This is a genomic window from Anabaena sp. FACHB-595 (assembly GCF_048568275.1).
GTDB lineage: Bacteria > Cyanobacteriota > Cyanobacteriia > Cyanobacteriales > Nostocaceae > Trichormus.
Genome location: NZ_CP183473.1, coordinates 4,045,779 through 4,071,731, shown reverse-complemented (window position 1 = coordinate 4,071,731; position 25,953 = coordinate 4,045,779). Strand labels below are relative to the sequence as shown.

Annotated in this window: 19 protein-coding genes; 5 read left to right on the top strand and 14 right to left on the bottom strand. The window is 41.1% G+C overall.

Annotated features, from left to right (window positions below):
• Positions 1-171: 171 nt before the first annotated feature.
• The 6 genes from ACN222_RS16840 to ACN222_RS16815 all read right to left on the bottom strand — a co-directional run bounded on the left by ACN222_RS16840 (position 172) and on the right by ACN222_RS16815 (position 7,321).
• Positions 172-564: a hypothetical protein gene (locus ACN222_RS16840; RefSeq protein WP_010997517.1), complete on the bottom strand. Its 393-nt coding sequence runs from the start codon at positions 562-564 to the stop codon at positions 172-174.
• Between the two features lie 66 nt (positions 565-630).
• The gene (locus tag ACN222_RS16835; RefSeq protein WP_044521726.1) at positions 631-1,485 is read right to left on the bottom strand and encodes a hypothetical protein; all 855 of its coding nucleotides are present in this window, start codon (positions 1,483-1,485) and stop codon (positions 631-633) included.
• Positions 1,486-1,876: 391 nt separating this feature from the next.
• Positions 1,877-3,424 carry a hypothetical protein gene (locus ACN222_RS16830; protein ID WP_190449575.1) on the bottom strand — a complete coding sequence of 516 codons (1,548 nt, stop codon included), beginning with the start codon at positions 3,422-3,424 and terminating at the stop codon, positions 1,877-1,879.
• A 456-nt stretch (positions 3,425-3,880) separates the two neighbouring features.
• The gene (locus ACN222_RS16825; RefSeq protein WP_010997514.1) at positions 3,881-5,371 is read right to left on the bottom strand and encodes a hypothetical protein; all 1,491 of its coding nucleotides are present in this window, start codon (positions 5,369-5,371) and stop codon (positions 3,881-3,883) included.
• A gap of 49 nt (positions 5,372-5,420) precedes the next feature.
• Complete coding sequence (locus ACN222_RS16820) at positions 5,421-6,179, bottom strand: TIGR03943 family putative permease subunit (protein WP_419756864.1); 759 nt, start codon at positions 6,177-6,179, stop codon at positions 5,421-5,423.
• Positions 6,180-6,268: 89 nt separating this feature from the next.
• Positions 6,269-7,321, bottom strand: coding sequence for a permease (locus ACN222_RS16815; RefSeq protein ID WP_010997512.1), 1,053 nt, complete (start codon positions 7,319-7,321; stop codon positions 6,269-6,271).
• Positions 7,322-8,066: 745 nt separating this feature from the next.
• Between ACN222_RS16815 and ACN222_RS16810 the strand changes: the two genes are divergently transcribed.
• The gene (locus ACN222_RS16810) at positions 8,067-9,425 is read left to right on the top strand and encodes a sensor histidine kinase (RefSeq protein WP_044521723.1); all 1,359 of its coding nucleotides are present in this window, start codon (positions 8,067-8,069) and stop codon (positions 9,423-9,425) included.
• A 45-nt stretch (positions 9,426-9,470) separates the two neighbouring features.
• On the opposite strand, the gene ACN222_RS16805 is transcribed toward ACN222_RS16810, so the two are convergent.
• The 4 genes from ACN222_RS16805 to ACN222_RS16790 form a co-directional block, all read right to left on the bottom strand.
• Positions 9,471-10,349 carry an NAD(P)-dependent oxidoreductase gene (locus tag ACN222_RS16805; RefSeq protein WP_010997509.1) on the bottom strand — a complete coding sequence of 293 codons (879 nt, stop codon included), beginning with the start codon at positions 10,347-10,349 and terminating at the stop codon, positions 9,471-9,473.
• A gap of 351 nt (positions 10,350-10,700) precedes the next feature.
• Complete coding sequence (locus ACN222_RS16800) at positions 10,701-11,915, bottom strand: class I SAM-dependent methyltransferase (protein WP_010997508.1); 1,215 nt, start codon at positions 11,913-11,915, stop codon at positions 10,701-10,703.
• A 36-nt stretch (positions 11,916-11,951) separates the two neighbouring features.
• Positions 11,952-12,491 carry a GAF domain-containing protein gene (locus ACN222_RS16795; RefSeq protein WP_010997507.1) on the bottom strand — a complete coding sequence of 180 codons (540 nt, stop codon included), beginning with the start codon at positions 12,489-12,491 and terminating at the stop codon, positions 11,952-11,954.
• Positions 12,492-12,993: 502 nt separating this feature from the next.
• Positions 12,994-14,178, bottom strand: coding sequence for an NAD(P)H-quinone oxidoreductase subunit H (locus ACN222_RS16790; RefSeq protein WP_010997506.1), 1,185 nt, complete (start codon positions 14,176-14,178; stop codon positions 12,994-12,996).
• A gap of 318 nt (positions 14,179-14,496) precedes the next feature.
• Between ACN222_RS16790 and rsmH the strand changes: the two genes are divergently transcribed.
• Positions 14,497-15,405: a 16S rRNA (cytosine(1402)-N(4))-methyltransferase RsmH gene (gene rsmH / locus ACN222_RS16785; protein WP_010997505.1), complete on the top strand. Its 909-nt coding sequence runs from the start codon at positions 14,497-14,499 to the stop codon at positions 15,403-15,405.
• Positions 15,406-15,478: 73 nt separating this feature from the next.
• Here the strand turns inward: rsmH and ACN222_RS16780 are convergent, their stop codons facing one another.
• From ACN222_RS16780 to ACN222_RS16765, 4 genes are all read right to left on the bottom strand, one after another.
• Positions 15,479-17,785, bottom strand: coding sequence for a peptidoglycan DD-metalloendopeptidase family protein (locus ACN222_RS16780; RefSeq protein WP_044521720.1), 2,307 nt, complete (start codon positions 17,783-17,785; stop codon positions 15,479-15,481).
• Between the two features lie 795 nt (positions 17,786-18,580).
• Positions 18,581-19,042: a tRNA (cytidine(34)-2'-O)-methyltransferase gene (locus ACN222_RS16775; protein ID WP_010997503.1), complete on the bottom strand. Its 462-nt coding sequence runs from the start codon at positions 19,040-19,042 to the stop codon at positions 18,581-18,583.
• Between the two features lie 187 nt (positions 19,043-19,229).
• Positions 19,230-20,369, bottom strand: a complete 1,140-nt coding sequence (gshA, locus tag ACN222_RS16770; RefSeq protein ID WP_010997502.1) for a glutamate--cysteine ligase — start codon at positions 20,367-20,369, stop codon at positions 19,230-19,232.
• A 686-nt stretch (positions 20,370-21,055) separates the two neighbouring features.
• A complete protein-coding gene (locus ACN222_RS16765) occupies positions 21,056-21,973 on the bottom strand; it encodes a histone deacetylase (RefSeq protein ID WP_010997501.1) in 918 nt (305 codons plus the stop codon).
• Positions 21,974-22,319: 346 nt separating this feature from the next.
• On the opposite strand from ACN222_RS16765, the gene ACN222_RS16760 reads away from it, so the two are divergent.
• The 3 genes from ACN222_RS16760 to ACN222_RS16750 all read left to right on the top strand — a co-directional run bounded on the left by ACN222_RS16760 (position 22,320) and on the right by ACN222_RS16750 (position 25,911).
• Positions 22,320-23,024, top strand: coding sequence for a hypothetical protein (locus ACN222_RS16760; RefSeq protein ID WP_010997500.1), 705 nt, complete (start codon positions 22,320-22,322; stop codon positions 23,022-23,024).
• 249 nt (positions 23,025-23,273) lie between these two features.
• A complete protein-coding gene (locus ACN222_RS16755) occupies positions 23,274-23,945 on the top strand; it encodes a response regulator transcription factor (RefSeq protein WP_010997499.1) in 672 nt (223 codons plus the stop codon).
• A gap of 70 nt (positions 23,946-24,015) precedes the next feature.
• Positions 24,016-25,911: a CHASE2 domain-containing protein gene (locus tag ACN222_RS16750; protein WP_010997498.1), complete on the top strand. Its 1,896-nt coding sequence runs from the start codon at positions 24,016-24,018 to the stop codon at positions 25,909-25,911.
• The last annotated feature ends 42 nt before the right edge of the window (positions 25,912-25,953 follow it).

Here is a 25,953-nt window from a genome sequence, read left to right as displayed (position 1 = left end):
CGGGTGGACTGCCGTAGCTTGCTTCTCCGTAGGAGTATCCGAAGGAGTTTCCCGACTTGTACCGCTAAAGCGGAACCCGCAGGGTACAAACTGGCGTGTATAACTGTTTGAAACCCTTACACCCCTACACCCTTACACCCGGTCTCAACAGACAACCTATGTGCGTAAGTCCTATCTAAATAACTTTTGCACCAAGCGCAGTGAAGAAACAATCAACTTTAGCTTTTTTTGAGTTTTCGAGGTAGTTTGAACTTCATCTAATATCCTCCGCATCTCAGTTAAATTTTCTTGATTAATCCCAATTATAGTAGACTTAATAATTGCCGCCCTGACGCGTTCAAGTGCGTTTTTACATTCTTCATATGCTTCCCTTAACTCATTAGCTTCTGCCCAATTACCATCCATTCTCGCATCTGTCATTTCAAATTGGAGTTGCGGTAAGATACTCTCTAAATCTGTTTCTATTTGATTTAGTTCAAGTACATCTATTTGATTGCTAGAGACAACTTGTAGTTGGTAAACTATGGTTTGTAGTTTATTAAGAATTTCGTCATTGTTAGACATATAAATTATTAAGTTATGATTGATTATGCTTTCTCATACTAAGTAGATGAGAGATGAGAGTTGTAATTAAAGCTGTTGACATAGAGGAGATTTTGAAGTTTGTGACTGTGGTCTTTTGAAAGATACCTCTGTCATAAATTCTCTTAAGGTTTTGTCTTCTGTAATTAATCTCTCTATATTTTTTAGCTTAGTTTGTGTAGAGCTATAATTTCGCCTGGTAATACTGGTTGTTAAACCCATAATTTGGGTAACTCTACTAGCAATTACTTCAAAATTTACACTTGAATAGTCATCAATTAATTTTGATAGTTGTCGTCCAGTATCCGCAGCGATTAAAAGTTTAGTTGTAGTATCTTCAATGGCTGCTTGTTCAAACGCATTTACTTTCAGCCATTCATCTATTTGTTCCGCAACTTGGCGCTTAATTTCTTCTGCGGATAAGGATGAATTGGGACTATTATATAGTTTCCGCAGTTGTTGTAGTTTAACGCTAATCAGTACCCGTTGGGGATTGTTGGGTTTTGGCGGTCTTTCTTGAATTTGTTTAGCTAAGAGTAACATTTTTACTGTTAAACATCTTGCAGGTTGAGCCGATTGAGAAACTATTCTCGAACTGCCATAATCTATGTTTTCCAGATTTTGAAATATCTCTAAGGCTGTGTCATATTCAACAGTTAAATTATCTAACTCTATGTCAAAATTTGATGGTTGTCTGTTTGTCTCTTCATCTTGCGTGATAATTTTGTCTACTTCTGGAATATCCCTAAAGTTAATACTAGGGTCTGTAAGCAATTGTTGAGTGATTAATTCACGAGATAATTTAGGGTCTAGTGGCACATTTTTCAGTGTATAGATTTCCTTAATTGAGGTAATGGCTTCAACTACCTGGTCGTGAAATCTCTCGGTAGTTATCCGCAACATTGTTCTTCTCTCAGGTGTGCAACTACTGAGAGTTAAGCTCATAGTTAAGGTTAATAGGCAGAGTTTGAACCTAGTCAATTTTGGCTTGGTGGAGTATGGGTATTTAGTTGTTTTATTTATACATTTATACCTAAGTTTTCCCATCAAAATTACTTAATTCTTAACTTTTGATCGGGTTAATTTTGGTTTTAGGTTTAACAGGTTTGCGTTCCTATCCGTTTTTGTCCGCTTGTGGGCAAGTGGTGTTAAGTAACGCAGTGGAGGGCATCTCTTTCCAGATGATCTGGATGAACAATAAATGTAGGTTGATTAGAACGTAGTGAAACCCAACATTTCCCTAATATTGATGGTTAACGCTTAACACTCAACACAAGAAATTGGCAATACATGACTATTGACCATTAGGCTTGTGAAAATTCGGCAATTCCACCGACGCTAAAGATTTACGCCCCTTCCGTGGTCGTTGGGGATAAACCACAGGTGAAGGTGATTGAGTATCGTTCGCAAATTCATCAAATGAATCTGGTGCTAAGTCAGTCATGGGAAACTCCACCTCATTCACGGGTGAAGCGGCTGAATGATCCTGCTCTGGTACTTCGGCAGGTTTTTCAGTAGGAGATACAGTAAAGGAAAATGAAGAATTAGTGGGAGAGGGGCTTACTTCTACCATTGGTTCCCATAACTGCTCTGGGGTCTCCTCTTCCTCGACACTAGTAGCGGAAGTTTCCCAGATAGTTGTATCCACTGGGGTATTTTCTCCGACTGCTTCGGATGCTGGTGGTGTTGGTGGCATACCTCCTGGTTGGGAGGCAAAAAACATTTGAATGAGACTATCTATTTGCTGATCTAATTCTGCTGAACCCACAGATGGGGCTTCTTCAGGAGGAATAGGCGACTCATCTTCTTTTGGTGCGGGTTCTGGTGGCTGGGAGATTATGCGTATATCTTCCTTCTCCTTATCCTTCACTGGCCAATTCCAGAGAGAAGGCGGATTAGGCATTGAGTAATCGCTGGTGAAAGGGCGGGGTGTTTTAGGCTCTTCCCAAGATTGATTGGTATCCTCTTCTTGAGAATCTGCTTCTGCTGTCCAAGGTTTTATCGGTTCGGCGTTGGGAAACAAAGAGCGTGCTTTTCTAGCAAATCGGGTTTTGTGGGGAACTGTATTTTGAGTATTGCTAGTATCCTCGTCGGGAGATTCATAATTGGGGATCGATGTCTCTAGACATTTTTCTAGCGCCGCTTTAAATTGCAAAGTTTGGCGTTGCTGTCGCATCAGTCGAGTACGCAATTCTCGACAAGCGTTTTCTGACTGGACGACTTGTTGGGACTGTTCGCTATAGTTAGTTTGTAATAAAGAACATTCCCGTTCTAATTGAGCAATGCGCTGTTGACTAATTTGCAATTGGGCTTTATAACTATCAATCAGAATTTCTTGACGTTGAGTCGTTTGGACGGCAGTTTCTAACTGTTGGAACAGTGATTGAATTTGTTCTTGGGCTGCGGCTAGTTCTTGAGCTTGTTGATTGAGCATCGACTCAGTGACACTGGAGCGTCTTTTCTGCCACTGTAAAGCCTTTTCTGACTCAGCTAAGTCATCTTGTAAATGTTCTACTCGCTGGTATAACTGATTATTTGCCGCCCGCAATTCCTCATTCAATGCCAATAACTTCTGAAATTCAGTTTCTACCTGTGCTTGCTTTTCGCCATCAGGCTCCCCCACCCAATCCTGCTGTTTTTCATCTTGAGGAGAATCGGCTGTTGGGATCTCGTCCTGCTCATCTTCTGCTGGATTCAGGAGGGGCAATTTGGCATTAGTTGTGTTTTCAGAAGGCACAACTGTATAGAAAGGACAGATTGTCTGTTCCGGTTGTAGTGAATTAGCAGAAGAATTAGGAGATTCCATCACAGCCCTATTATTTGAGGTGTTAGCTTCATTCATCACTCTTGAACCACCCACTTAAAAACGCCTAGCATTGCTACCGCTAGGATACTTTTCAAGTGCTTGGGGGTTGGATCAGCCAAGTTAGACTGCCCCTAACACAGGTAATTATTCATTGATTCAGTGTTCCCTATTTTGCATACATAACTGATGTCGTTATAACATTATGAGCTTGCCCCCCGTCAACCTTAGACCTGACGAGGGTTTCAAGTTCAAATGCTACAAATATATGCACCGCAGTACAGATACCTAATAAAGATTCAAGGCTGCTTGGCTTTTATAAACAGTTATATGGTAGGTGGCTTGCTGGTACAAGGTCAGAGGCGGGATAAATACTGTCTCTGTATATAATTTATCAAATGCCTAGCTCAGAAAAGTTAAAAATTGAAAAGGGTAAGAGTCAGGTGTCAATAGTCAGTAGTCATTAGTCATTGGTTTTTATTGTTGCTCCTTGCCTCACGGTAGCCAACGGGGATGAAATCCGATGAAGGGTAGCTTTTCTGGTCTGATAGAACTGATGGCTGTGTCAGAAATGGGTAGTAGGGGCATTAGCCAAAGATTACTGGTAGCGATCGCTTCACCGTCATCTGTTTTCAAGGCTCCAGTGGCAGGTGCATTAGGATTGGTTTGGGGAACTACTTGGTCAAATAACAAGCCTAAACCATCCGGTGATAAGCTCATCTGCACGTTTCTTTGTTCTATGGGTAGCACCAGCAATGGTTTTTGCTGTCCTGTTTTTAAGTCAATTGCTACTAGATAAGGCTGTTCTATGTACTGTTCTTGAGATACAAGCTGTGTCAGCAAGCAATAAAGGGTGGGTAAGCCTGGATCAAATTGGCAACTGAGGATTGAACCTGTAGTTTTTAACAAGGGTTTTTGGACACTTTGGTTTGTGACTAAAAATAATTCTTTTGTGAAATCTGTATTAAATTTCACCATTGCTGCTTGAGAGCCATCTTTGGAGAATGCCTGTACCAGTCCAAACTGGGGAAGAAAATCTAGGGGTTTGCTGGCATCTTTTTGTAGTGGTAGAATGGCGGCTCCTTGCCCTTGGGCTACGGCTACGGCCTTACTATCAGGGGTAATCATGAAATCTCCCCCAGGCTGGCTTTGCAGACGTTGTGGAACGGGTCTTTGTCCTGAGTTGCTGGTAGCTGAGATAAACCACAGACCAAAATCACTAGGATTGTTTCTATTTCCCCGTTGAATCACGATAGTTTCGCCATCGGGAGATAAGTCGAATTTCAGGTTTTGATAGTCTTTATTATCTAAAACTAAGTCGATTTTCCCTGCTGGTTCTGCTGGTGTATCAGATTTGGCGGGGATACCGGTTGTGACCGTGTACAATTGTGCTGAAAGTAAGTCTTGATTGTTGGCAGCGCGAGCCGAGAATAAGATTTTTTCTCCATTGGGGTATGGTTTAAAATCCATCACCACTAAGTCTTTGGGACTAAGTACCTTTTTCTGTTCTAAAGATAAGTTGTAAAGTACTAGTTGTCCTTGGTCTTGTTGACCGGCTCCAATGTAGAGAATGACGCGATCGCGTGTGCGAAATTGACTAGTAAAGGGCTGAATTACCCGATTTGTTTGTTCTTTTTCGGCAAATCTATCTTTAGCGTCCTGCAACTGTAATTTATAATTCGTTCCATAGGGGGCTGGTGTCAGCAGAGTATAAACCATCCGTCGCCCGGCCCAACTGAATTTCCCTGCTAAAGGCGGTTCGATTTTCAAGTTATCTTCTACGCTTTTGATGTTCATTGGACGGCTAAAGGTGACGGCAAAAGAGGTATCTTCGGCACCGATTTTTTGATTTTCCCAGGTAAAATCGCGTACACGAGAAGCAACAACATCACCTTGTAAGATCAGCAGTCCAATCAACAAACTCAAAATTAACATGAGAGCGATCGCCACGCGATCTAGTGGTTGGAGAAAGGGTTTGGTAGTCATTGGTCAGTTGTTGGTTGTCAGTTGTTCGTTGTGGACTATTAACTATTGACTAATAACTATATGGATTTGCTGGTTGGGGAATCTTTTTGATAGAGGTAGCGGCGATCGTTAATTGACGTTTACCACTTAAGGTTTCGGTGGTCATTTTTCCTTCTACTTCTAACCAAGTGTCGGGAGAGTACCGTTCTTGATTAGCTGCTAATTTGACTGGTAAACCTACAGGATAAGCATCTGCGGCGCAGCAGGTGAGGACAAATCTAGCGAGGAATATATATTCTTTGCCAATATCTGGGGGATGGATGACAAATCCTTGCACCTTGGCTTTTTGACCTGTATATGAGTCTGGTTCGGGATAGACATTGACTGTGCGTACCCAATCTACAAGCGATCGCTCTTCTGGACGCGTAGAGGCGCGGAAGGATTGGGGTTGCAGGCGTGAGGTGCTTAATAAGTCTGTCACACCCCTCTGGAGTGCTTTATCACTGGCAAATACTTGTGGTGTAATAATAAAGCCTAAAATCGCCGTAAATAGCAGTAAGCCACTACCCCAGCCAGGAGCAAAAAAAGTGATGTGCTGGGGGTTGGGGGTGACATCACGAGGACGTAAGCGCCACAGTTCATGAGCTTTAGCAAAGCCAATAATTAATAAGACAATACCCGCTACAACCACCAATGCAAAATAATTGGGGTGAATTAATAAATTGAGCTTGCCAGTTAGCCAATATCTCAGCATTAATACGCCCCAGGCGGTAATTGCCAAGACATCTAGCCAAGAGAGCAGTTTATTTGGTATTTGAGATTTAGTCATTGGTTATTAGTCAATAGTCAGTGGTCAGTAGCCAGTGGTCAATAGTCAGAAAAACAACTGACCAAGGACACCTGACAACTGATGAAATATCAAATAACGTGCAAGTTGATAAAAAGGGTGAACAGGAATGTCAGTAGACCAGCTAACGCGAATAGGTAAAAAATCGCTTTGGGTTTGAATATGGATAACATCAAGCCAACACTTTTGATGTCGATCATGGGCCCAAAGACGAGAAAGGCTAATAACGATCCACTGCTGAATGTTGCGGCGAATGATAGGGCAAAAAACGCATCGACAGTAGAACAGATGGATACTACTGCGGCTAACACTAGCATGACGAGAATTGAGGTAATCGGGCCGGAACCTAGACTGAGGATTAATTCACGAGGCGCTAGAACTTGAATAGCTGCGGCGATCGCGCTGCCAATTACCATGACTGCGCCCAACTCCCGCAACTCTTGGATGCTGTTATCTAGTAACAGGCGTAGTTTATCTCTCAACGGTTTACTGTTGCTGCTAGCCTCATTTACCGGGGCTAGGTTAGCATCTAGTCGCGTTGGAATACCACCTGCTCGACCACCTAAAATATAAGTCCCAGAACGTAACATACTGGGTGTATTGGTGTCTTTTGTTGTAGAGTATCTACCCCGGCGTTTCGTATCTGGTTTGGCTGGGGGATTAAATTTTAAATAACGGGCGATCGCTGGTTGGACTATGGGTTCTAAGTCTGCTTGAAAACTGAAAACAAAACCGATGATTGTGGCGATTAACAACGAAAATATCACACGGAAAACTACTATTTCTGGTTGTTCCCTAAATGCTGTCCATGTTGCCCAAATCACAATTGGGTTAATTGTGGGTGCTGCTAGTAAAAAACCAACCGCTACGGGTGTAGGTACTCCTTGCATCAGCAAGCGCCGCGCCACTGGTACATTTCCGCATTCACATACTGGAAACAAAAAGCCGACCATACTGCCAACTAAAGCACCTAATAAGGGATTTCTGGGCATTTTTTCTACTAATTTGCGCTCATCTACAAAAAACAGCAGCAAACTGGAGAATAAAACCCCAAGTAGCAAAAAGGGCATCGCCTCGACTAGCAAACTCAGAAATATTGTGAAACCATTGTTCAGTTGATTCATGGGTGTCGCAGTCAAAAGCGCTGTGGATTTTTAAAGTTAAGCCTAGTCATTCTATCGAAACGGGGATCAAACACATTTAGTGAGAACGCAAGATAAAATTTGCAAAATAAGTTACTTCCGGGTTTCTAGTTGAGTGTAAGCAATGATTGATGCTGATGAGTCAGCCCATAGTCATGTTTATATGAGTGAATTTACTGGCAATGAACATTCTTATGATTGTTCTCTTGTGTAAATAGTTCCGATATTAGCAGACTGGGTATAGAGTTACATAAATTTTCATTACCTAAGATTTATACTTACTGTCAATTAGCTCTTTAAAGTATTAACTTCCGGGCATTTTCATCAAGTATTCATACTTTTTAAATAACAGGGGATCACTGTGATAATCGGTTATGAGACCTATCCCATAGCACCTGTAAAGGTTTTAGGCTGTTATTGGCTATGAGTATTCCCATAAATTGTTGTCATCGCTAACTTAAAAAGTGAATCTTTTTGATCTTCGGGGCAATTGTTTTTCGCTTTGGTTGATTTTTTACTATAAAAACTTTCAACTTGCAAGCCCAATCTGCCAAAAATCGATGATCCGACTTAAGTAAAATCACAGTGGTAACATTATTTTATATTTAAGCATTTACGCTGAAAAGATTTTTGTGTTAGTTTTACTAAATTTAGTTTCAGTAGTAAGCTCAGAAGCTAGAATGTTGGCTTATTTACTAGTCAGTCCTTGTATACATCAGAATATCAAGTGTCACAAGAATTTTGTCCCCTTATATCACCACCTACTTTATCTAGAGGTAGCGATCGCGATTTATGTTTAGATTCCACCATTCAAGAACTACCAATGTACACTTTTCAGGTGGAAGTTAGCCTGAATGGTGTAGAAGTAGCGAAGTATTTTGATAAATATCCCTTGTTACCAGGGGTAATTTTGCTAGAACAAGGAAAGTTTACGGGGATGATGTCCCGGCGGCGATTGATAGAGTTTTTGATGCGTCCCTATGGGCAAGATTTGTTTGCTAAAGAACCATTAGATGTTCTCTATCGTTATGCTCGTTTAGCAGTTTTAGTGCTGGCTGATACCACACCCATCTTGGCAGCCATGCAACATATATTAAGGCGATCGCCTGAATTTTTAGCAGAACCTCTAGTAGTACAAACAGCAGACAATTCCTACAGATTGCTAGATCCCCATGAATTGAATATTGCAGCTTGGCAAATTCGTGGTATAGAAACTCAAGTACGCTACGAACGCAGCCAAGCCCAAATGATTCAAAACGATAAAATGGCCAGACTGGGTAGGCTAGTAGATGGAGTAGCACACGAAATTTTAGACCCTGTAGGTTTTATTTGGGGTAACTTAACTTATATCTCTAACTACAGCCAAGATTTACTGAAGTTAATAGCTGCTTATGATGAATGTCTATCTCCTGGTTGTGAGGAAATCAATGATATTAAAGAAGAAATTGAATTTGATTATCTAGAAAAAGATTTATCTAAAGCATTAAATAGCGCTCGTTCCGGTGCGGAAAGACTAAAAAAACTCGTCACTAGCTTACAAAACTTTTGTCATATCGATGCAGTTTATCCTAAACCTGTAGATTTACACGCATCGATAGACAGTATTGTAATTTTAATTAAAAGCCGTTTGAAAGGCGAAATCACTATTATTAAAAATTATGGAAAAATTCCCCCGGTCTCTTGTTTTATAGGACAGTTAAACCAAGTATTGATGAATATTTTGAGTCACGCTGTTGATAGTTTGCTAGATGAAACTGTGCGACGGCAATTGCAACCAGATTCCGGACAAAGTGTTAAGCAATCAAATATAGAAATTACAACGGAAGTTATTTCTCAAGCAGCTACCAGACCCAACGAACCTGATTCGCGCTGGGTTTCGATTTGTGTGGCTGATAATGGGACAGGAATGTCGGAGGAATTACAACAACAAATCCGCGAAAATTTCTCTATAGAAAAAAGAACGGAAAAAGAAACAAGTTTAGCCGTTAGTTATCGCATTATCACAGCAAGACATGGCGGTAAACTCAATTTCTCTTCCAAACTAGGCATCGGTACAAAGTTTGAAATCCTACTACCTTTACTCTAGTCAATAGTCAATAGTTATTTGTTTTTTTTCTCGTCACCCATTCACTTAACCGCCACTTGCTTCTCCCCAATCTCTGATGACAGAAAATAGGGCAGAATAATCATCATTGGCAAATGACATTTTCATGGTTGTTTGCAAAAGTTTCTGCACAGTTTCAATACTGCTGAGATCCAAACCAAGGTATTGAGCTTCGGAAATAAACAAGTCGGTGTCTTTGAGCAAGTGTTTTGTCGGAAAGTTGGGATTGCTATAATTGCCATCTAACATCCTTTGCAGCTTTTTATCAAAAGTTGGCGCATACAGCGCACTTTCGCGTAGTACCTGCATAAATTTGTCTACATCAATACCTTGACGCTGCACAAAAGCTAAACTGAGGGCAAAGCTTGTAGTTAAGGAAGCAATGAGCTGATTTAGGGCTAGTTTTAAGCCTGATGCAGTTCCCACTGGCCCTATAAGTAAAGGATCTGGGCCAAAATTCTTGAGTAAATTTAGGCAGCGTTCATATTGTTGAGGTTCAGCGCCTACCATTACTGTCAGAGTACCAGCTTGGGCTTCAGGAATACTTCCTAACACTGGTGCTTCTATATATTCGCCGCCACCACCCACTATGGAATCTCGAATTTCTTGGCTTTGGGTGGAGGTAATGGTTCCCATCTGAATGATGGTGCGTCCTTGGAGAGTCCGCCAAGAAGTATCCGAAAGCAACACATGATATATTGCTGCGGCGTTGGTCAGCATGAGGATGACACACTCAGCTTCTCGAATTGCGTAGCGGGGATGTGTCACCACTTCCGCGCCAGCTGCTTGTAATGGTGCTAGTTTTTCTGGGGTGCGGTTATAGGCAACTACCTCTATATTTGCTGCTAACAATCTTTGGGCCATTGGTAGTCCCATAAGTCCAGTTCCCAGAAATGCCACCTTCATGTTTTACGTTCCTTTGATTCAGCCGCTTTTCCATCGTTTGATTGTAGGTTGTCAGGGAGTAGTTAATGAACAGATTTACGTTTTTTCTACTCCCTACGTCCGGATCTAGCGATCAGCCTCCTGCGGCAAAAGTTGCCATAATGACAACTGAAAGCAAGATGCCAGGACTAAGTAATGTTACCAACATTAATAGGTCATGAGCAGTCATAATTGTAACTCCCCTCTGATGCTCGACTTCATAGTAATCACTGTTATGCTAGTCTATATCCAGCCAATCCAGCATTCTTAAATAGAGTTTTAATTATTAGTCAGAGACGCGATTAATCGCGTCTGTACAGTTGTCTTCTCCCCCTACTTCCCCAGTTCTGGCACAGATAATCCTTTGAGTGCTTGAGAAGCTTCCTCTTTTGTCAGTCCCTTACTTTGAATCAGAACTCCAAAGCCCCCAAGTCCTGTGGGATCGATTAACTGGTGTAGTGTTTGTCGCCTGTGGAGTAACTCAGAAACTGGTATTTCTTGATAGGAGAGGGCTGCAATGCGACTTCCTAAACCCAGAGCCATCAAAAATAAAGCTTGCTGGGTAAAACCAAGTTTCTCTAAGCCGCAGCGATCGCCCCATCGTTCCAAGGCTGTAAAGTCAACATGGGCGGTAATATCTTGTTGACCAATATTGATATAGGGGTTGTTGTGATGACGATGTTGATAGTAGCACTGTAGGGTTCCTTGCGATCGCCTGGGATTATAATAACGACTGGCAGGATAGCCATAATCAATTGTTATCACATACCCTCGTTGCAAGCGGTCTGCTACTATACTCAACCAATCAAGAGCCGCCAAATTAATTTCACTACGATAGCCATCTTCATAACCACCTTGCGCCAAATTAATCCCTATTAAGTCAAAATATTCTGCAAGTTTAGGTGTAGACGGCGCTGCTGCGACTTCAGTTAATTCGTAATTAGGGGATGGGGAAAGATTTTTTGCTTCTTGTGCTTCCTGATCTTCTTGCATAGTTAGATAAATTTCCCTCAGTTCCCCTCCCTCTAAGATGAACTGATGCACTGGTAGTGCGTCTACTAATTCATTGGAAAAAAAGCAGCCTGTAATCGAGTTAGGCGATATTTCCTCCCAACTGCACCAGCGCACAGGAAACCCTTGTAAGCGTTCCTGTTGTTCTTGCTTTAAGCCTGGGGATTTTTCGACAATCAGATATTTTAAGGCTTTATATAAATTGGGATACTGCACCTGTATATATTTCAGGATATGCAAGGCTAACAATCCTTGCCCTGCGCCCATTTCCACTAAATAAAAGGGTGTGGGTTGCCCAAAAATACCCCACATTTGTACAAATTGTTCTGCTAATAAATCACCAAGGTCAGCACCTAAATTGACTGAGGTGAAAAAATCTCCGCCTTTAAACCCAATATTGACTGCATTGCTGGAATAGTAACCATGTTCAGGATGGTAAAGCGCCATGTCCATATATTCTGCAAAAGTGATTCGCGCTTTGGGACTGGTAGCAATGCGATGAGCTATAGCTTTTTGTAGCGCTGAATGAGAATTCATAGACAAGTTAAATTAAGACAGGGAGTAGAAAGTAGTTCAACTTTCCAAAATATAAGGCGATGTTGCGAGGGTTTTAGCTCCTGCCTGCATCAATTCTATGTCTGATTCTTTCCAATCATGGGTTCCTTGGCAGTGATGCGCGACTAGTAAGCCCCATAATCCTTTGGGAACTAAAACTGGTACAACTAGGTTGGCGCGGACTTGTAGAGTGCGGAGAAAGTCCCGATGACAAGTGGTGATGGGTTCTGATTCAATGTCGGCGATCGCTTTTGTCCGTCCAGCTAAATACAGTGCTGCATACTCATCATTAAAACATTCATCTGCCCCAGTTGACCCTAATATCGAAAATTCTTCGGAACTCAAGGCTTCAAAGGTAACTTGTCCGTGCCACTGCCAGTAAAAATAATACAAAACCACACGATCAACTTGCAGCGATTCTCTGAGTTGATTTGTCGTTTGTCTAACTAATGCGTCTCTCTGCATTGTCTGGACAAGACGCTGGAGAACTTTTTGTAAACCCTGTTCAGTCGGTTTATTTGAACTAGGATCAAATTCTGCGTGAGAATGAATTTGCACAGTTTTACAATGATGAATCAGTCAACTTTGTCAGCATCTATATAGTAATTTATCAGACTTTATTTGAACAATCCTGTTAGGAATAATCAGTAAAAAATATTAGGGTGAAAACCTTTTTACACAAGCTTTTTAGGATTCTTATATTCAATAACTATTTTGATTAAGATCTAAATAAATCCTGGGCTTTAACGTTAGTAAAATAAAATGAGAAATTTATAATAATTAAATATTTTTCTCCTCTTAGTATATTAATAAGTAACAGTATGTAATGTTAGATTAACAATTTCTTTAGTTTTACTTACTTTTTTGAAAGATATAGTACTAGTGTTTGATTTCTGAAATATACGTAAGGTGGGCAATGCCTACAGATACTTAGATATTTTCAATAATCAAGTCGGATTACTATAGTTACTGTTAATTTTCTCGAAAAAAAATCCCGACTTCTTTGAGTGTCGGGAATCTTTAGCTTTCATGACTTGCAAATGGAACAGTATTGCTATGGCTATCTATCTACAGAACCCATAATTACGTCAATACTGCCGAGAATTACCACAACATCCGCAACTTTCATACCTCGTAGTAAGTGGGGAAGAATTTGCAGGTTGTTGAAATCGGCTGGGCGAATTTTCCACCGCCAAGGAAATACGTTATCATCGCCAATCAGATAAATGCCTAGTTCACCTTTACCGCTTTCCACACGGGCGTAAATTTCACCTTTGGGCATTTTGAAGGTAGGAGAAACTTTTTTGCCAATGTATTGGTAATCAAAAGCATCCCATTCCGATTTCTTCCCAGCTGCTAAACGCTTGGCTTCCAGGTTTTCGTAGGGGCCTCCGGGTAATCCTTTGATTGCTTGCTTGATAATCTTCACAGATTCGCGCATTTCCCGCATTCTTACGGTGTAACGGGCTAAACAATCGCCGGCTGTCTCCCACTGTACATCCCAGTCGAAATCGTCGTAACATTCGTAATGGTCAACTTTCCGCAAGTCCCATTTTACGCCTGAAGCTCGTAACATCGGGCCGGAAAGTCCCCAGTTAATTGCTTCTTCGCGGCTAATTGTGCCAATACCTTCGATCCGACGGCGGAAAATGGGATTATTGGTAACTAACTTTTCGTATTCATCAATTACGGGTAAGAAGTAGTCACAAAATTCTAGACACTTATCTACCCAGCCATAGGGTAAATCCGCAGCTACACCACCAACACGGAAGTAGTTGTTATTTACCATGCGGTAGCCTGTAGCGGCTTCCCACAAATCGTAAATCATCTCCCGTTCTCGGAACTGGTAAAAGAAGGGAGTTTGTGCGCCTACGTCAGCCAGGAAGGGGCCGAACCACAGGAGGTGGTTAGCAATGCGATTCAGTTCCAGCATGATGACGCGGATGTAGCTAGCGCGTTTAGGAACAGCAACACCAGCCAGCTTTTCCGGTGCATTGACGGTGACAGCTTCATTGAACATTCCTGCGGCGTAGTCCCATCGGCTGACGTAGGGGACGTACATGACTGTAGTACGGTTTTCGGCGATTTTCTCCATTCCTCGGTGCAGATAGCCGATTACAGGTTCACAATCAACGACATCTTCACCATCCAAAGTGACAATTAGCCGCAGAACCCCGTGCATTGAGGGATGGTGTGGCCCCATATTCAGCACCATTGGTTCAGTGCGGGTTTCTATTCTTGCCATAAATTTCCGTGTTCTCCCATTATGAAAATTTTGAGTTGAACCGCGTTGATGCCATCCAGACGCGATGGCGTAACCGCCCACCGTGGGTGATCGCTCACGTCTGCCAAAATCAAATTCCTATGAGCAACATCTTGGGGACAAACCTTAATATATATGGCTCATACGGGAGTATGTTGGAGAGATGGGGGCAGCAGAGGGGTTTTGCTTGATGTTTCATTTTGTTTCACTTCTTCAATTATTATAGGAAAGCTCGATATTTAAGAAATTGAGGCGATGGAATTTTTTAACTGTTGACCATTGACTATTGACTAACGACTAATGACTAAAACACCGCTCACTATAGAAGAACCGATATTTTCTCATCTACCTGTTTTACCGCAAGAAGTGATTACAGGTCTGGTGGTGCGTCCTGGTGGGCGTTATTTGGATGTAACGGTAGGGGGTGGTGGTCACAGCCGGTTGATTTTAGAGGCTGCGCCAGATGTCAAGCTAACAGCAGTTGACCAAGATGGGGATGCTTTAACAGCCGCGAAGCAAGAGCTGGCAGAATTTGGGGAACAAGTAAAGTTTGTGCGGAGTAATTTTGCTGCTTATGATTTCCCGTCCACTAGTTTCGATGGTGTACTGGCAGATTTAGGCGTGAGTTCTTATCACCTAGATACCCCAGAGCGTGGTTTTAGCTTCCGTCATCAAGCGAGTCTCGATATGCGGATGGATCAAAGACAATCTCTTAGCGCCGCCGATGTCATTAATGATTGGGACGAAGTTGAGTTGGCAAATATTTTCTTCAAATATGGTGAAGAAAGGCTCTCACGACGTATTGCTAGACGGATTGTGGAAAAACGTCCTTTTCATACAACTACAGAATTAGCTGAGGCGATCGCCTCTTCTGTTCCCCCCAAATACCGCTATGGTAGGATTCATCCTGCTACCCGTGTATTTCAAGCTTTGCGAATTGTCGTCAATGATGAGTTGAAGTCCTTAGAAACTTTTATAGAAAAGGCTCCCAAAGCTCTTGTCCCTGGTGGCAGAATTGCCATTATCAGTTTTCACAGTTTGGAAGACCGTTTAGTAAAACACGGTTTAAGAAATTCACCTTTATTAAAAGTTTTAACGAAAAAACCCATTATTGCTACCGACGACGAGATTGCAAATAATCCGCGATCGCGTTCCGCCAAACTCAGGATAGCAGAGAAGCAGGCTGAGACGGGAGACGAAGATAATTAAAAAATAAAAGAGGGGAGTTACGTTAACCCCCCTCTACAAACAAAGAAATTATTCAGTCGAAGATAGCCAGGAACTATATGCGGTTGCTGGTGGTGGCTGGTAGCATCGCTATAGGATTTATTGCTCCTTTGCCAGTTTTATGGATTTCAAAGTGAGTGTGGGGCCCTGTGCTAAAGCCTGTGCTACCCATAGCGGCGATTTGCTGCCCTTGACGCACTTGTTGACCTGCTTGTACTAAAAGCCTGCTGTTGTGTGCGTAACGGGTCAAGCTGCCATCGGGGTGACGAATATCCACTAGATTACCGTAACCGCCTCTATTCCAACCAGATTTCTCTACAACGCCATCGGCTGCGGCGAACACTGGCGTACCAACCGGAGCAGCGATGTCAATACCTCTGTGCATTCTTCCCCAGCGCCAGCCGTAACCAGACGTTAATACGCCTTTTGCTGGCCAAATGAATGCTGTGGTGGAGTCTGATGGGGGAGGCACGCTTTCATCGATTGCTTGTGGTAAGTACTGGTCTACTGCTGCCAAAGGTGGCAATTTTGGAGACACAGTAGTTCCTCGCATTCTTCCTAGCGACTCAGAAGCATTGAGACGGACAGGAGGTGTAGCTACCCTTCTAACGGAAGGATTCTGAGGGGCGTTGTTAGGCAGGAATTCTGGATTTAATGCTTCATTAACAGGGAGCGTAGCCCGGAATTGAGGCTTAACAGGATGGTTACTGTCGTTTGGTGCTAATGGTGTGGGTACAGCAATTGGTACGGCGATTTCTTGCTGTCTGGAAATTGGTCTAGTTACTGCAAAGTTGTTGGGGCTAGTAACGGGAATTGGTATGGCAGTGTTGTTGTTTTGATTGGCAACTACTGGTACAGGTGTATTGCCAGTCTGTTGATCCCGATATTTTGCCTGTAATCTTTGGATTTCTGCTTGTAAGCTACGTAAGCGATCGCCTTTCGCTCTGGCTGCTCTCTTTCCAGGTTGTTGAGGGCGCTGTATTTCAATAAAGGCTTTGGGTATTGGTACATTACCACCCACCCCTTGGGTTTCAGCAGGAGCTGAAGCTGATTCCAGTGGAACAATTGTATCAACTGGTGTTTCACTATCAGCGCCTGGTGTTGGCACAGTGATAGGTACACTGTCGTTGTTAGCTATAGATGGGGGCTGTGCAACTGGCAAGCTGGGATTGACTCTAGCAGTATCTACAGGGAAGTTAGGTACTGTAGGAGTGCCAGGGTACTGCACTCTGTTAGAGCTAATTATTGCTGGTGCTTGAGCTATGGTGCTGCTGCTGTCTATAGCACTGGGAATAATCAGTTGTTGGCTGATTTTTAGTTGGTTAGGATTGCTGAGATTGTTAACTTTTACTAATTCTGCAACGGAAGTGTTGTATCTGCTGGCGATCGCCGCTAGGGTATCTCCGGGCTTAACTTCGTAAGTATTTGCAGTTGATGCTGATGTTTCAGTTAATGGCTGTACTTGTATGTTAATCGGCTGTGGCTGCTTGATTGTCGTTGCCAGGCTATCTTGGCTACCATTAGCCACTGTTAACTGCTGCTCAATTACTGTACCATTTGTGGTCAATGGTGGTAGTTGATTAGCTAAACTTGTGGGCTGTGTTAACCCAATAGTAGCTTTTGATAAATCTTTTGACTCCTCAGACCGCAACTCCGCCAGACTTTTTCTTAAACGGCTCGATTTCTCTTGTAAACGACTGAGCGCAAATTCTTGCTGCGCTTTTAGTTGGGCATTAATACCATCGCTAGCGGTTGTGTCATCAGCTAGTGCTTGTGGTTGAGTCGTTGGTAATGTATTTTGCCCAGCAGTCACGCCGTTAACGTTGTTCAGTTGTGCTGCTATCTCTTTTACTGGCTTGGTTGTTTGTTCCCCTTGTGCCAGTTGAGATTGGTGGTTGATAGTAGTTTTATGAAAGGCGATGTTTTTAGTAATATTCTCTGATGCAGGAAGCTGCACAGACATTCCACTGGACAAAATTTGCCACTTAGCTTCTAGTCCAGGCAACTGTGAAACTGCTGTTGGTTCCATGATGACTGGGTTCTCCGGCACGCTGGTCGCTAGAACTCTGGAAGTTCCCAGTTGCGTGGCAGCTAATTTCAGTTCGGAATCAGTAGCAGTAGGGATACTTGAGGCTGCCTTTTGGCTACCCACAGGCGCAGCCGCTTGGGCTTGATCGCTTTGTCGAGTCACCAAAAGGCTGGTTGCTCCCATTGATATGGCTAGGCCAATCATTGCCGCTTGTCTCCGCGCCCGGCGATTAGCTTGATTGTTTACTACGTTGAACTGATCTGCCGGGGCATCATCGCGGGTAGGGGTATTTTTCAACACAGCCTTCACTCTTTTTTTCAATGCTCGTTTCAAAGACGACCTCCTATGATCACTAGCGCTTAACTGACCTCGATTTTTCGGTCGGATACTAGTCAATGATTTAGATCACATCATGAGATAGATCAAGATCACTTTCACCAGAGATACTTACGCAAGATTAACCTGCTTCTCTGATTTAGACAAGTTCACACCTGTTAGCAAAATTTAAAGTTGCTGTGCTTACTTGTCTTTGCCACTCCACACACCCTCACACAGTTTGCTGTTCACAGTTGCCTTTGTTGATTTTGCTTTAGGTGCTGTGACCGGAGATTATATACTCACCCAGTCATCTGTCGCCATCAGCAATTTCTCTACTTCGACTCCTGGAAACAGGATGCCCCCTGCTGTAGATATCTTCAAGGTTTTTTCACTTGATCCGTCTTACCAACACGAGACTTTACGTTGATTATTCCCTAAAATACAACCGTGTAAACTTTTCTCACCTTTTTTGCCGCCTAGACAGTTGATAAGTAACAAAAAAGGTGTAAATGCTTTATAAGAACGGGTTTCACCGCTTTTGTTTCCCAAAATTGACTGATTTTAATTCATCAAAATCTATCATTCCAGTTGCGGTTTTACTGGATTTTCCTATACAAATTTCTTATATCCACATACCTAACTTTCAGGGTGTTTTTCAATATTTATACTGTTTTTTATATAAATAAAAGTATTAATAAATACATTAAAATAAATCGATAACATAGTTATGGTTTTCGTTAAACCCTTACGGATTAACTCTGCTGTAGTTTGTCTATAAGTATTATTGCTTAAATAAAATTTGGTAACTAATTATAGTAGATATCCTAACTGACGACGGACTTCAAATAAGCCTACTGCCACACTTACAGAAAGATTTAAGCTGCGAACACCTGGTTCAGCCATAGGGATGTATAAGGTAGCATCACAAGCTGAGAGAACGGTGGGAGGTAAGCCTGTGGTTTCACTGCCGAATAGTAACCAATCATCAGCTTGATATGGAAACTGAATATAACTAGAACTACCGCCAACGGAAAAGCCTAGTAATCTACCGCCACGTTCTTGATGTGCATTTTCAAAGGCTTCTAAGGTTTTATGGTAGTGCAGTTTAACATAAGGCCAGTAGTCTAAACCTGCTCTTTTGAGGTAGCGATCGCTAATTTCAAATCCCAATGGGCCTACTAGATGTAATTCTGTACCTGTAGCTGCACAGGTACGAGCGATGTTGCCCGTGTTAGGGGGTATTTGCGGATTAACTAAAACTACCTGAGGCATTGTCCGTATAATTTCTGTTTGTATAAAAATATATATTATTTATGCAATATCTACCAGTAGACAGAGGGCAACCATAGGTTTTGTTAATAATTCTCCATTAAGTTATGTTGATTAGAATTTTAAAAGGAAAAAATTTGGTCAATAGTCGGTTGTTTTTACTCTGAACTTTTGACTATTGACTATCGACTTACCCCTTTAGCTGGGTACACAACTTATTTTGTAGTTCAAGTTCTCGTTCCTGGGTGGTACTTATGGCTTGGGTGATGACGCATTGGGTGTCAAAGCCGACTTTATGTAGCTGTAACCAGTGTTGGGCTTCGTTACCTTCACGTAAAATTTTCTGGAGGGGAGAGAGGAAACAGCTAAAGCCATGTTTTTTAGCGATCGCCCAAACTTCTTGATATATTTCATTCACCCAATCTCTAGCTATGATGCTTCTACCGTCTTGCCAATGTGTCAGTTGGGCATCGAGACTAGCGCTAGCGGCTGCTGCTTCGTTTTTGGCGGTGAGGGTTACAAGTTCTTCGGGAGAAAACTTACTTTGGGTTAAGGGATCTAGGTCGGGATTTTCTATTAGTTGTAATAGCCGCGCTTCTAGTAAGGCTGTAATTGCCAGTAAGGAGATGGGATCTGTAACTAAATCACAGATTCTTAATTCTAGACGGTTCAAATCATAGGGACGGCGATCGCCATTTGGTCTGACTGATACCCACAGGTGGCGGACGTTTTGCATTGTCCCGATAGCCAATTGCTGTTCTACCCACTCTATATGATGGGCGTGGCTGGTAAATAGTGGGACGTTGGTTGGGGTTTGGGGGAAGACACCCCAACGGGTGGAGTGATAACCTGTGGCTTTACCATCGATGAAGGGAGATGAGGCGCTTAAGGCTAAAAATAGGGGTGCTTCGACGCGAATTAATCGACAAGCCCGCATTAATACTTCTGGATCGTCAATGCCTACGTTTATATGAACACTAGCGGTAACTACTTTTGTGCCGTAAGTTTGCTCAATATAGTCATGATATGGGTTGGCTGGGTCGGAACGAAAAAAGCGATCGCTTCTACCCAAAGATAACGTACTGCCAGGAATGAGGGTATAGTCACCTAATTGCTTGAGGTAGTCTCTTAATGCGCGTCTAGGTCGCAACAAAGCACACAGCAAATTCTCATAACTGTGTAGTGGATCTGTTGTGTATTCTACGTTCCGGCTATCTGGTTCTCGTACAAACCCGTCTAATTGAGTCACAATTTTATCCGAGAGGCCGACGATTTCACCTTGAGGCGTACCGGTGTACATTTCGATTTCAAAGCCTTTCAATAAGACCACTTTATTCTCCTCGGCTCTCCCAGCCTTTAAATTGTATCGAGTTAGACAATCCTTTACATCGACATTCGGGCAAATTTAAAGTTAAGAATTATGGAACCGTAGACTGAGGCTCTTGACTTTGCTGCCTCACTCAAGGTTGAGTTATGAATGTTTGGAGTGGATTATTGCCTAGTCCGTAACCCTTGATTCATAACACATAACTCTAAGTGCTTACTAACCGAATTTCGATTAATGTGAGTTCGATAAATTCGGAAGAACCCCTCTCCGTAGCGCGGAGCGCTTCTCGTAGGGTACCTCTCCCCGCGTCGGGGAGAGGCTTAAAACCCTGATTCTTTGGTACTCAGTGATAGATTTTGAGCAGCCTTCCCTACAAGGGAAGGGGTTGGGGTTAGGTTCCGTGGAACTCATTTAACCTTTTTGATATTGACAATAAAAACCACTGGTGTTTTTTAGGTCAAGAATTTACCAGCGAGGATAATTACGATCAACCGCATCAGCCAAGCCACAGCGCTTAGATAAGGGTAGTTTCGCTATACATCACATTTTGCATAGGAAAATATCGATATCAATCAAGCTCAAGTTTTCCCACAATTAATTATTGATGACTCAATACTAATGTTTGATCTAGATGAGAAATTCTGATGTCATCTATATTCTCATGAAATGTCTAATTATTTAATGATCTATTAAAGCTTGTATTGGCGATAGACTTGACTAGCGGCACGATGTACTAGGGAATGTCGCCAAACTAGGGATGTCATATCATCAGCGTAACCGCCACCAATTACGCAGGCGACTGGATAGCCAGCACTGACACAGGTAGTTAAAACCTGCATTTCTCGGCGGAATAAGCCAGTGTCAGTTAAAGCTAGTTTACCTAAGCGATCGCCTATATGTGGATCAACACCAGCATCGTATAATACTAAGTCAGGCTTGATCTCAGATAACAAATCTGGTAAATAACTTGCCAAGGTTTGTAGGTAAGCATCATCCTCCATTCCTACTGGTAAGGGAACATCTAAATCACTGTGTTGCTTGGTTCCTGGGAAGTTAATTTCGCAGTGCATCGAGAAGGTGAAAACACTGTCATCATCTTGGAAAATAAAAGCTGTACCATCTCCTTGATGAACATCCAAATCGACAATGAGGATTTTTTGGACTATTTGCTGTTGTTGGAGGACACGAGAGGCGATCGCTAAATCGTTGAAAATACAAAAACCAGAACCATAACTAGGAAAAGCGTGATGAGTACCGCCAGCCGTATTGCAAGCTAAACCTTGACTGAGTGCTAACTGCGCCGTAAGTATTGTTCCACCCACCGCTATACAGGTACGATTTGCTAGTGCTGGACTCCAAGGTAAACCGATTCGACGTTGTGCTTTGGTATCTAGTGTACCTTCGCAGTAAGACCGCACGTAGTCTGGGGTGTGAACTAACTCGATTAACTCTAGGGGTGGAAGGGTTGGGGTATAAAATTGCTCTGTTTGTGCTACATCATCACTTAACAGCAATTCATAGAGTTTTTTGAATTTTGCCATCGGAAAGCGATGTCCTTCAGGCAATGGTGCAACATAATCTGGGTGATAAATAATTGGCAGTTCCATGTTATTTATTTTCCCAGACTGGTGCTGAATATGCCTAAACATTCTATGTTGAGCAGAGAAATTCTAGGCGATCGCCCATATATGAGAGATTGCTTGGTAGATGCTTGGCATAGCTAGGAAAATCATTGTTGCACCTTTATGCCAATCTTTTGGCTGTTTCCTTACTATCTACCGCAGATTAATAGAATATAAACTTGTTAACCTATATTGTAGATATTAAATAATGATTTAATTTCGGTAAACAAAAATTCGTATATTTCGTATATTTCGTATATATATATTCTCTTATTGACTGTTTTTCTTGTTCTATTACCTTTTTTCCCGATGAGTTATGTAAAAAACAGAAATGATTATTACAAATTTTTTATTCATCATTACTGCCGTTATAGTTGTATTCTATTGGTTCTTATCCCATCAGAAAACACAGAGAGCCTTAATTTGGTGGAATAGTAAGCAATGGCTGAGAATGTATCACGAAGGAGAAGCCATTCAAAATGGTTTGCTACAAGAATCATTTGTGATACGACGATATTTAGAAGTATCATCCATAAATCCCGCTTTTTATCAACAGCCAGAAGCAAAATATTACTTGGCAACTATCGAAAAGTTTCATCATTCTTTAAAAGAACTCAGCGATTATTTATATCCTGCACATATTGACAATAGTTTACCGCTAGCAATTTGGCATTTACTAAATAAATGGAAAGCGCGCCTTCCCGGCTTAAATTTAAAAATTGAATTACCTACAGTATGGCATCAAGAATTGCCTTCTACTAGCTGTTTTCTTTTGATGATATTAGAGGAGTTCATGCAAATCGCCGCAGGAAATCTATCCTCCCGATTATCGATATATATCAGATTGAAAGATAGTGAAAATTGTGCAGAGCTTACAGTCCAAATAACTGATACAAAAATCCCACAGCAAACTTACATATCTAATTTTACAGAGCTAGATTATATCCGGCTTATTTTTAAGTTTTTTATGATTGGTAAATGTTTCTATCATTGCAACAATAACACAGAGATATGGTGTTTTATTTGGCGACGGTAAACGTACATTATCACCTGCCAAAAGTCAACTAATTCATGATTTAGGATTGATAAATCTTGATATTATTAGGACTTACCTGCCCATATTGTCTATGAAGACTAGGGGTAAAGGAAAAAACTAATAATTAAATCAAGATACCTCATAACCCCCACAGCCTTGATTTTTCATTTTTATGCGTAAAACCCAATTATATTACTGATAATATAATTTACTTCATGCTGCCTTCTCATCAATAAGAAAAAGTTATATATGCAGAGAATATTACAGAATATTAACAAATATAAAATTTTAGTAATTGATGATCACGAATCTGTTTTATATGCAACCTTTCATGTCTTAAAACAACTTTATCCAGAAGCAGATATTGTCCAGGCACAAACTATAAAATCGGCCCTCAATCATACGATAAGCGGGAAATTTGACCTCATGATAATTGATTTAGCTATGCCAGAGAAAGTTGGCAGCACTGCCCAAACTAATAATGGTCTTCAACTTATTAAAACTTTAATGAGGCAATATCCGACTCTCAATATTGTGATTCAGACTGCTAATCCTCGTGCTTTAGTAAGATTAAAAGCAGCAATTAGCAATCACGAAGGTGGTTTTACAGTTGCAGATAAAAGCTTACCCATGAGTGAAATGTTAAGCAAAGTTGATTGGTCTCTCAAAGGTTTGCATAACACACCTAAAGAGATACGTTCTGGCTTGGAAGTAAAACCAGAATGGCTAGAGGTTTTACAACTAGCTTTTAAAGAAGGTTTACAAGATATCTTTATTGGACAAAGAATGAACGTTGCTGAAAGAACTGTCAGGCACTATTGGAGTAAAATTTATGATGCTTTAGGAGTTTATCCAGATGAAGGCAAAAATTTAAGAATTCAATCAGAAATTCGTGCCAGAGAAGAAGGTTTAATTGATTAATCAATCATTGATATTCAATATTTATTTGTCGCCAAAACAATAAATAAAAACCTATACTAAAAAAATATATATGATCCGCCAAATTTGGACAAAAGTAAATTCAGATAATCATATTTGGCGTGTAGGAATAACTGCCATTATTTTTGTTACCTCACTGCGATTAGTGGGTTCATTACAATTTCTGGAATGGGCTGCATTTGATACCTTGATGCAACTACGTCCCCAGGAGAAAATTGATCAAAGAATTCTGATCATAGGTATGAATGAAAATGACATTAATCAGCGTGGAATAGATCCAATCTCTGATAGAGATATCGCATTATTATTGCAGAATTTACACAAACATCAGCCTGCTGTTATTGGACTAGACATTATTAGATATTTCCCTGAAGAATCTGGATATGAAGAACTTGTTCAAACCTTCATAAAAATTAAAAATTTAATTGCGGTTGAAAAAATTCTGCCCGATATTAGTGGTTTGACTTTTAATCTACCACCAAGTTTACCAGAATCACAAATAGGCTTTAGTAAAACCATTATTGACTCCGATGGCAAACAAAGACGTAGTTTGTTAGCAATATCTAATCGAGAAAGAGAATGGAAATTCTCTTTTCCTATTAAATTAGCAGAAACTTATTTAAAAACTCAAGGTATCCCTCCAGGGAATGTTGATAATGACACCTATAATATAAAATTTGGAGCCACTGAATTGCCACGTTTTCAGCCTAATTCAGGCGGATATGTGCAAGCTGATGCTGGAGGTAGTCAAATACTCATTAATTTTCGTAATCAAGGCAAAACTTTTCCTATAGTTTCCCTGTCAGAAATGCAAAGCGGCAAGGTTAATCCTGAGCAGATTCGTGGCAAGATTATTCTGATTGGTATGGCTAGTTATAGTCATAAAGATTATGCAGTTTCATCTACTATAAATAGTAAACATCCAGATCTAATTTATGGGGTTGAAGTCCACGCATATATTGTTAGCCAGTTGGTTAGTGCTGCATTGGATAACCGTCCGATGGTCAATGTCTTAGCAGATATATGGGAATATTTGTGGATTATTTTTTGGGGGATTTTAGGTTTAATTATAGGGCGTGTGATTCGTGATCCTTTCAGGGTGCTTATTTTTATTACTATAGCTAGTATTTGTTTAGTCTTTATATGTTATGGACTCATTATTATTGGTTGGTGGATACCAATTATCCCCGCATTTTTAACTTTATTTTTCAACGGTGTAGGTTTAGCAGCCTTTCATAGATATGATGAATCCTTACGTTATTGCTTACAATATCGACAGCTAATTATTGACCAAACTTTTGATGCCATCCATAGTCATCCCTTGCAAACCTTGAACATTATATTAAGAGAAGTTCAAGATGATCAAAGATTATCTCCTCAAGATTTTATATTGAAGCTTCAGCAACTAAATCAAGAACTGCGCGATGTTTATGATTTAGTTAAAGGAGAAACTCTCAGTGGATTAAATGATGCTGATTACTTACCATACTCAAGATTAGATTTATCTCAACCACTGGATGAAATTCTCTTTGAAGTTTATAGCGAAAGTCTAGAGCAAAATTATAGTTACTTCGATAATATAAAACACAAGATACTCAAATTTGAGTCGATGGATGAACGCAATTTAACCATCGCACAGAAACAAAGCCTGTGTAACTTCTTAAAAGAAGCCTTATATAATGTCAAAAAATATGCTTATGGTGCTACTCGTTTAGAAGTTATTTGCACTCAAGAACATGGTAAAAATATCATTCGAGTAGCAGATAATGGTTTAAAGATTGAAAAAATTGCTGATTTATCCTCACACTCAGGCTTGGGAACAAAACTAGCGCAAAATTTGGCAAACCAGTTGGGTGGTGAATTTAAGCGTTATCTTAATTCTCCGAATGGTGTGGTTTGTCAGCTGACTTGGTATGCTAAGAAAATGGGGTTTTGTCGATTATTTTAATAACTGACAGCTTGCCAAAAGATGTAGGGTTAAGCGATCGCA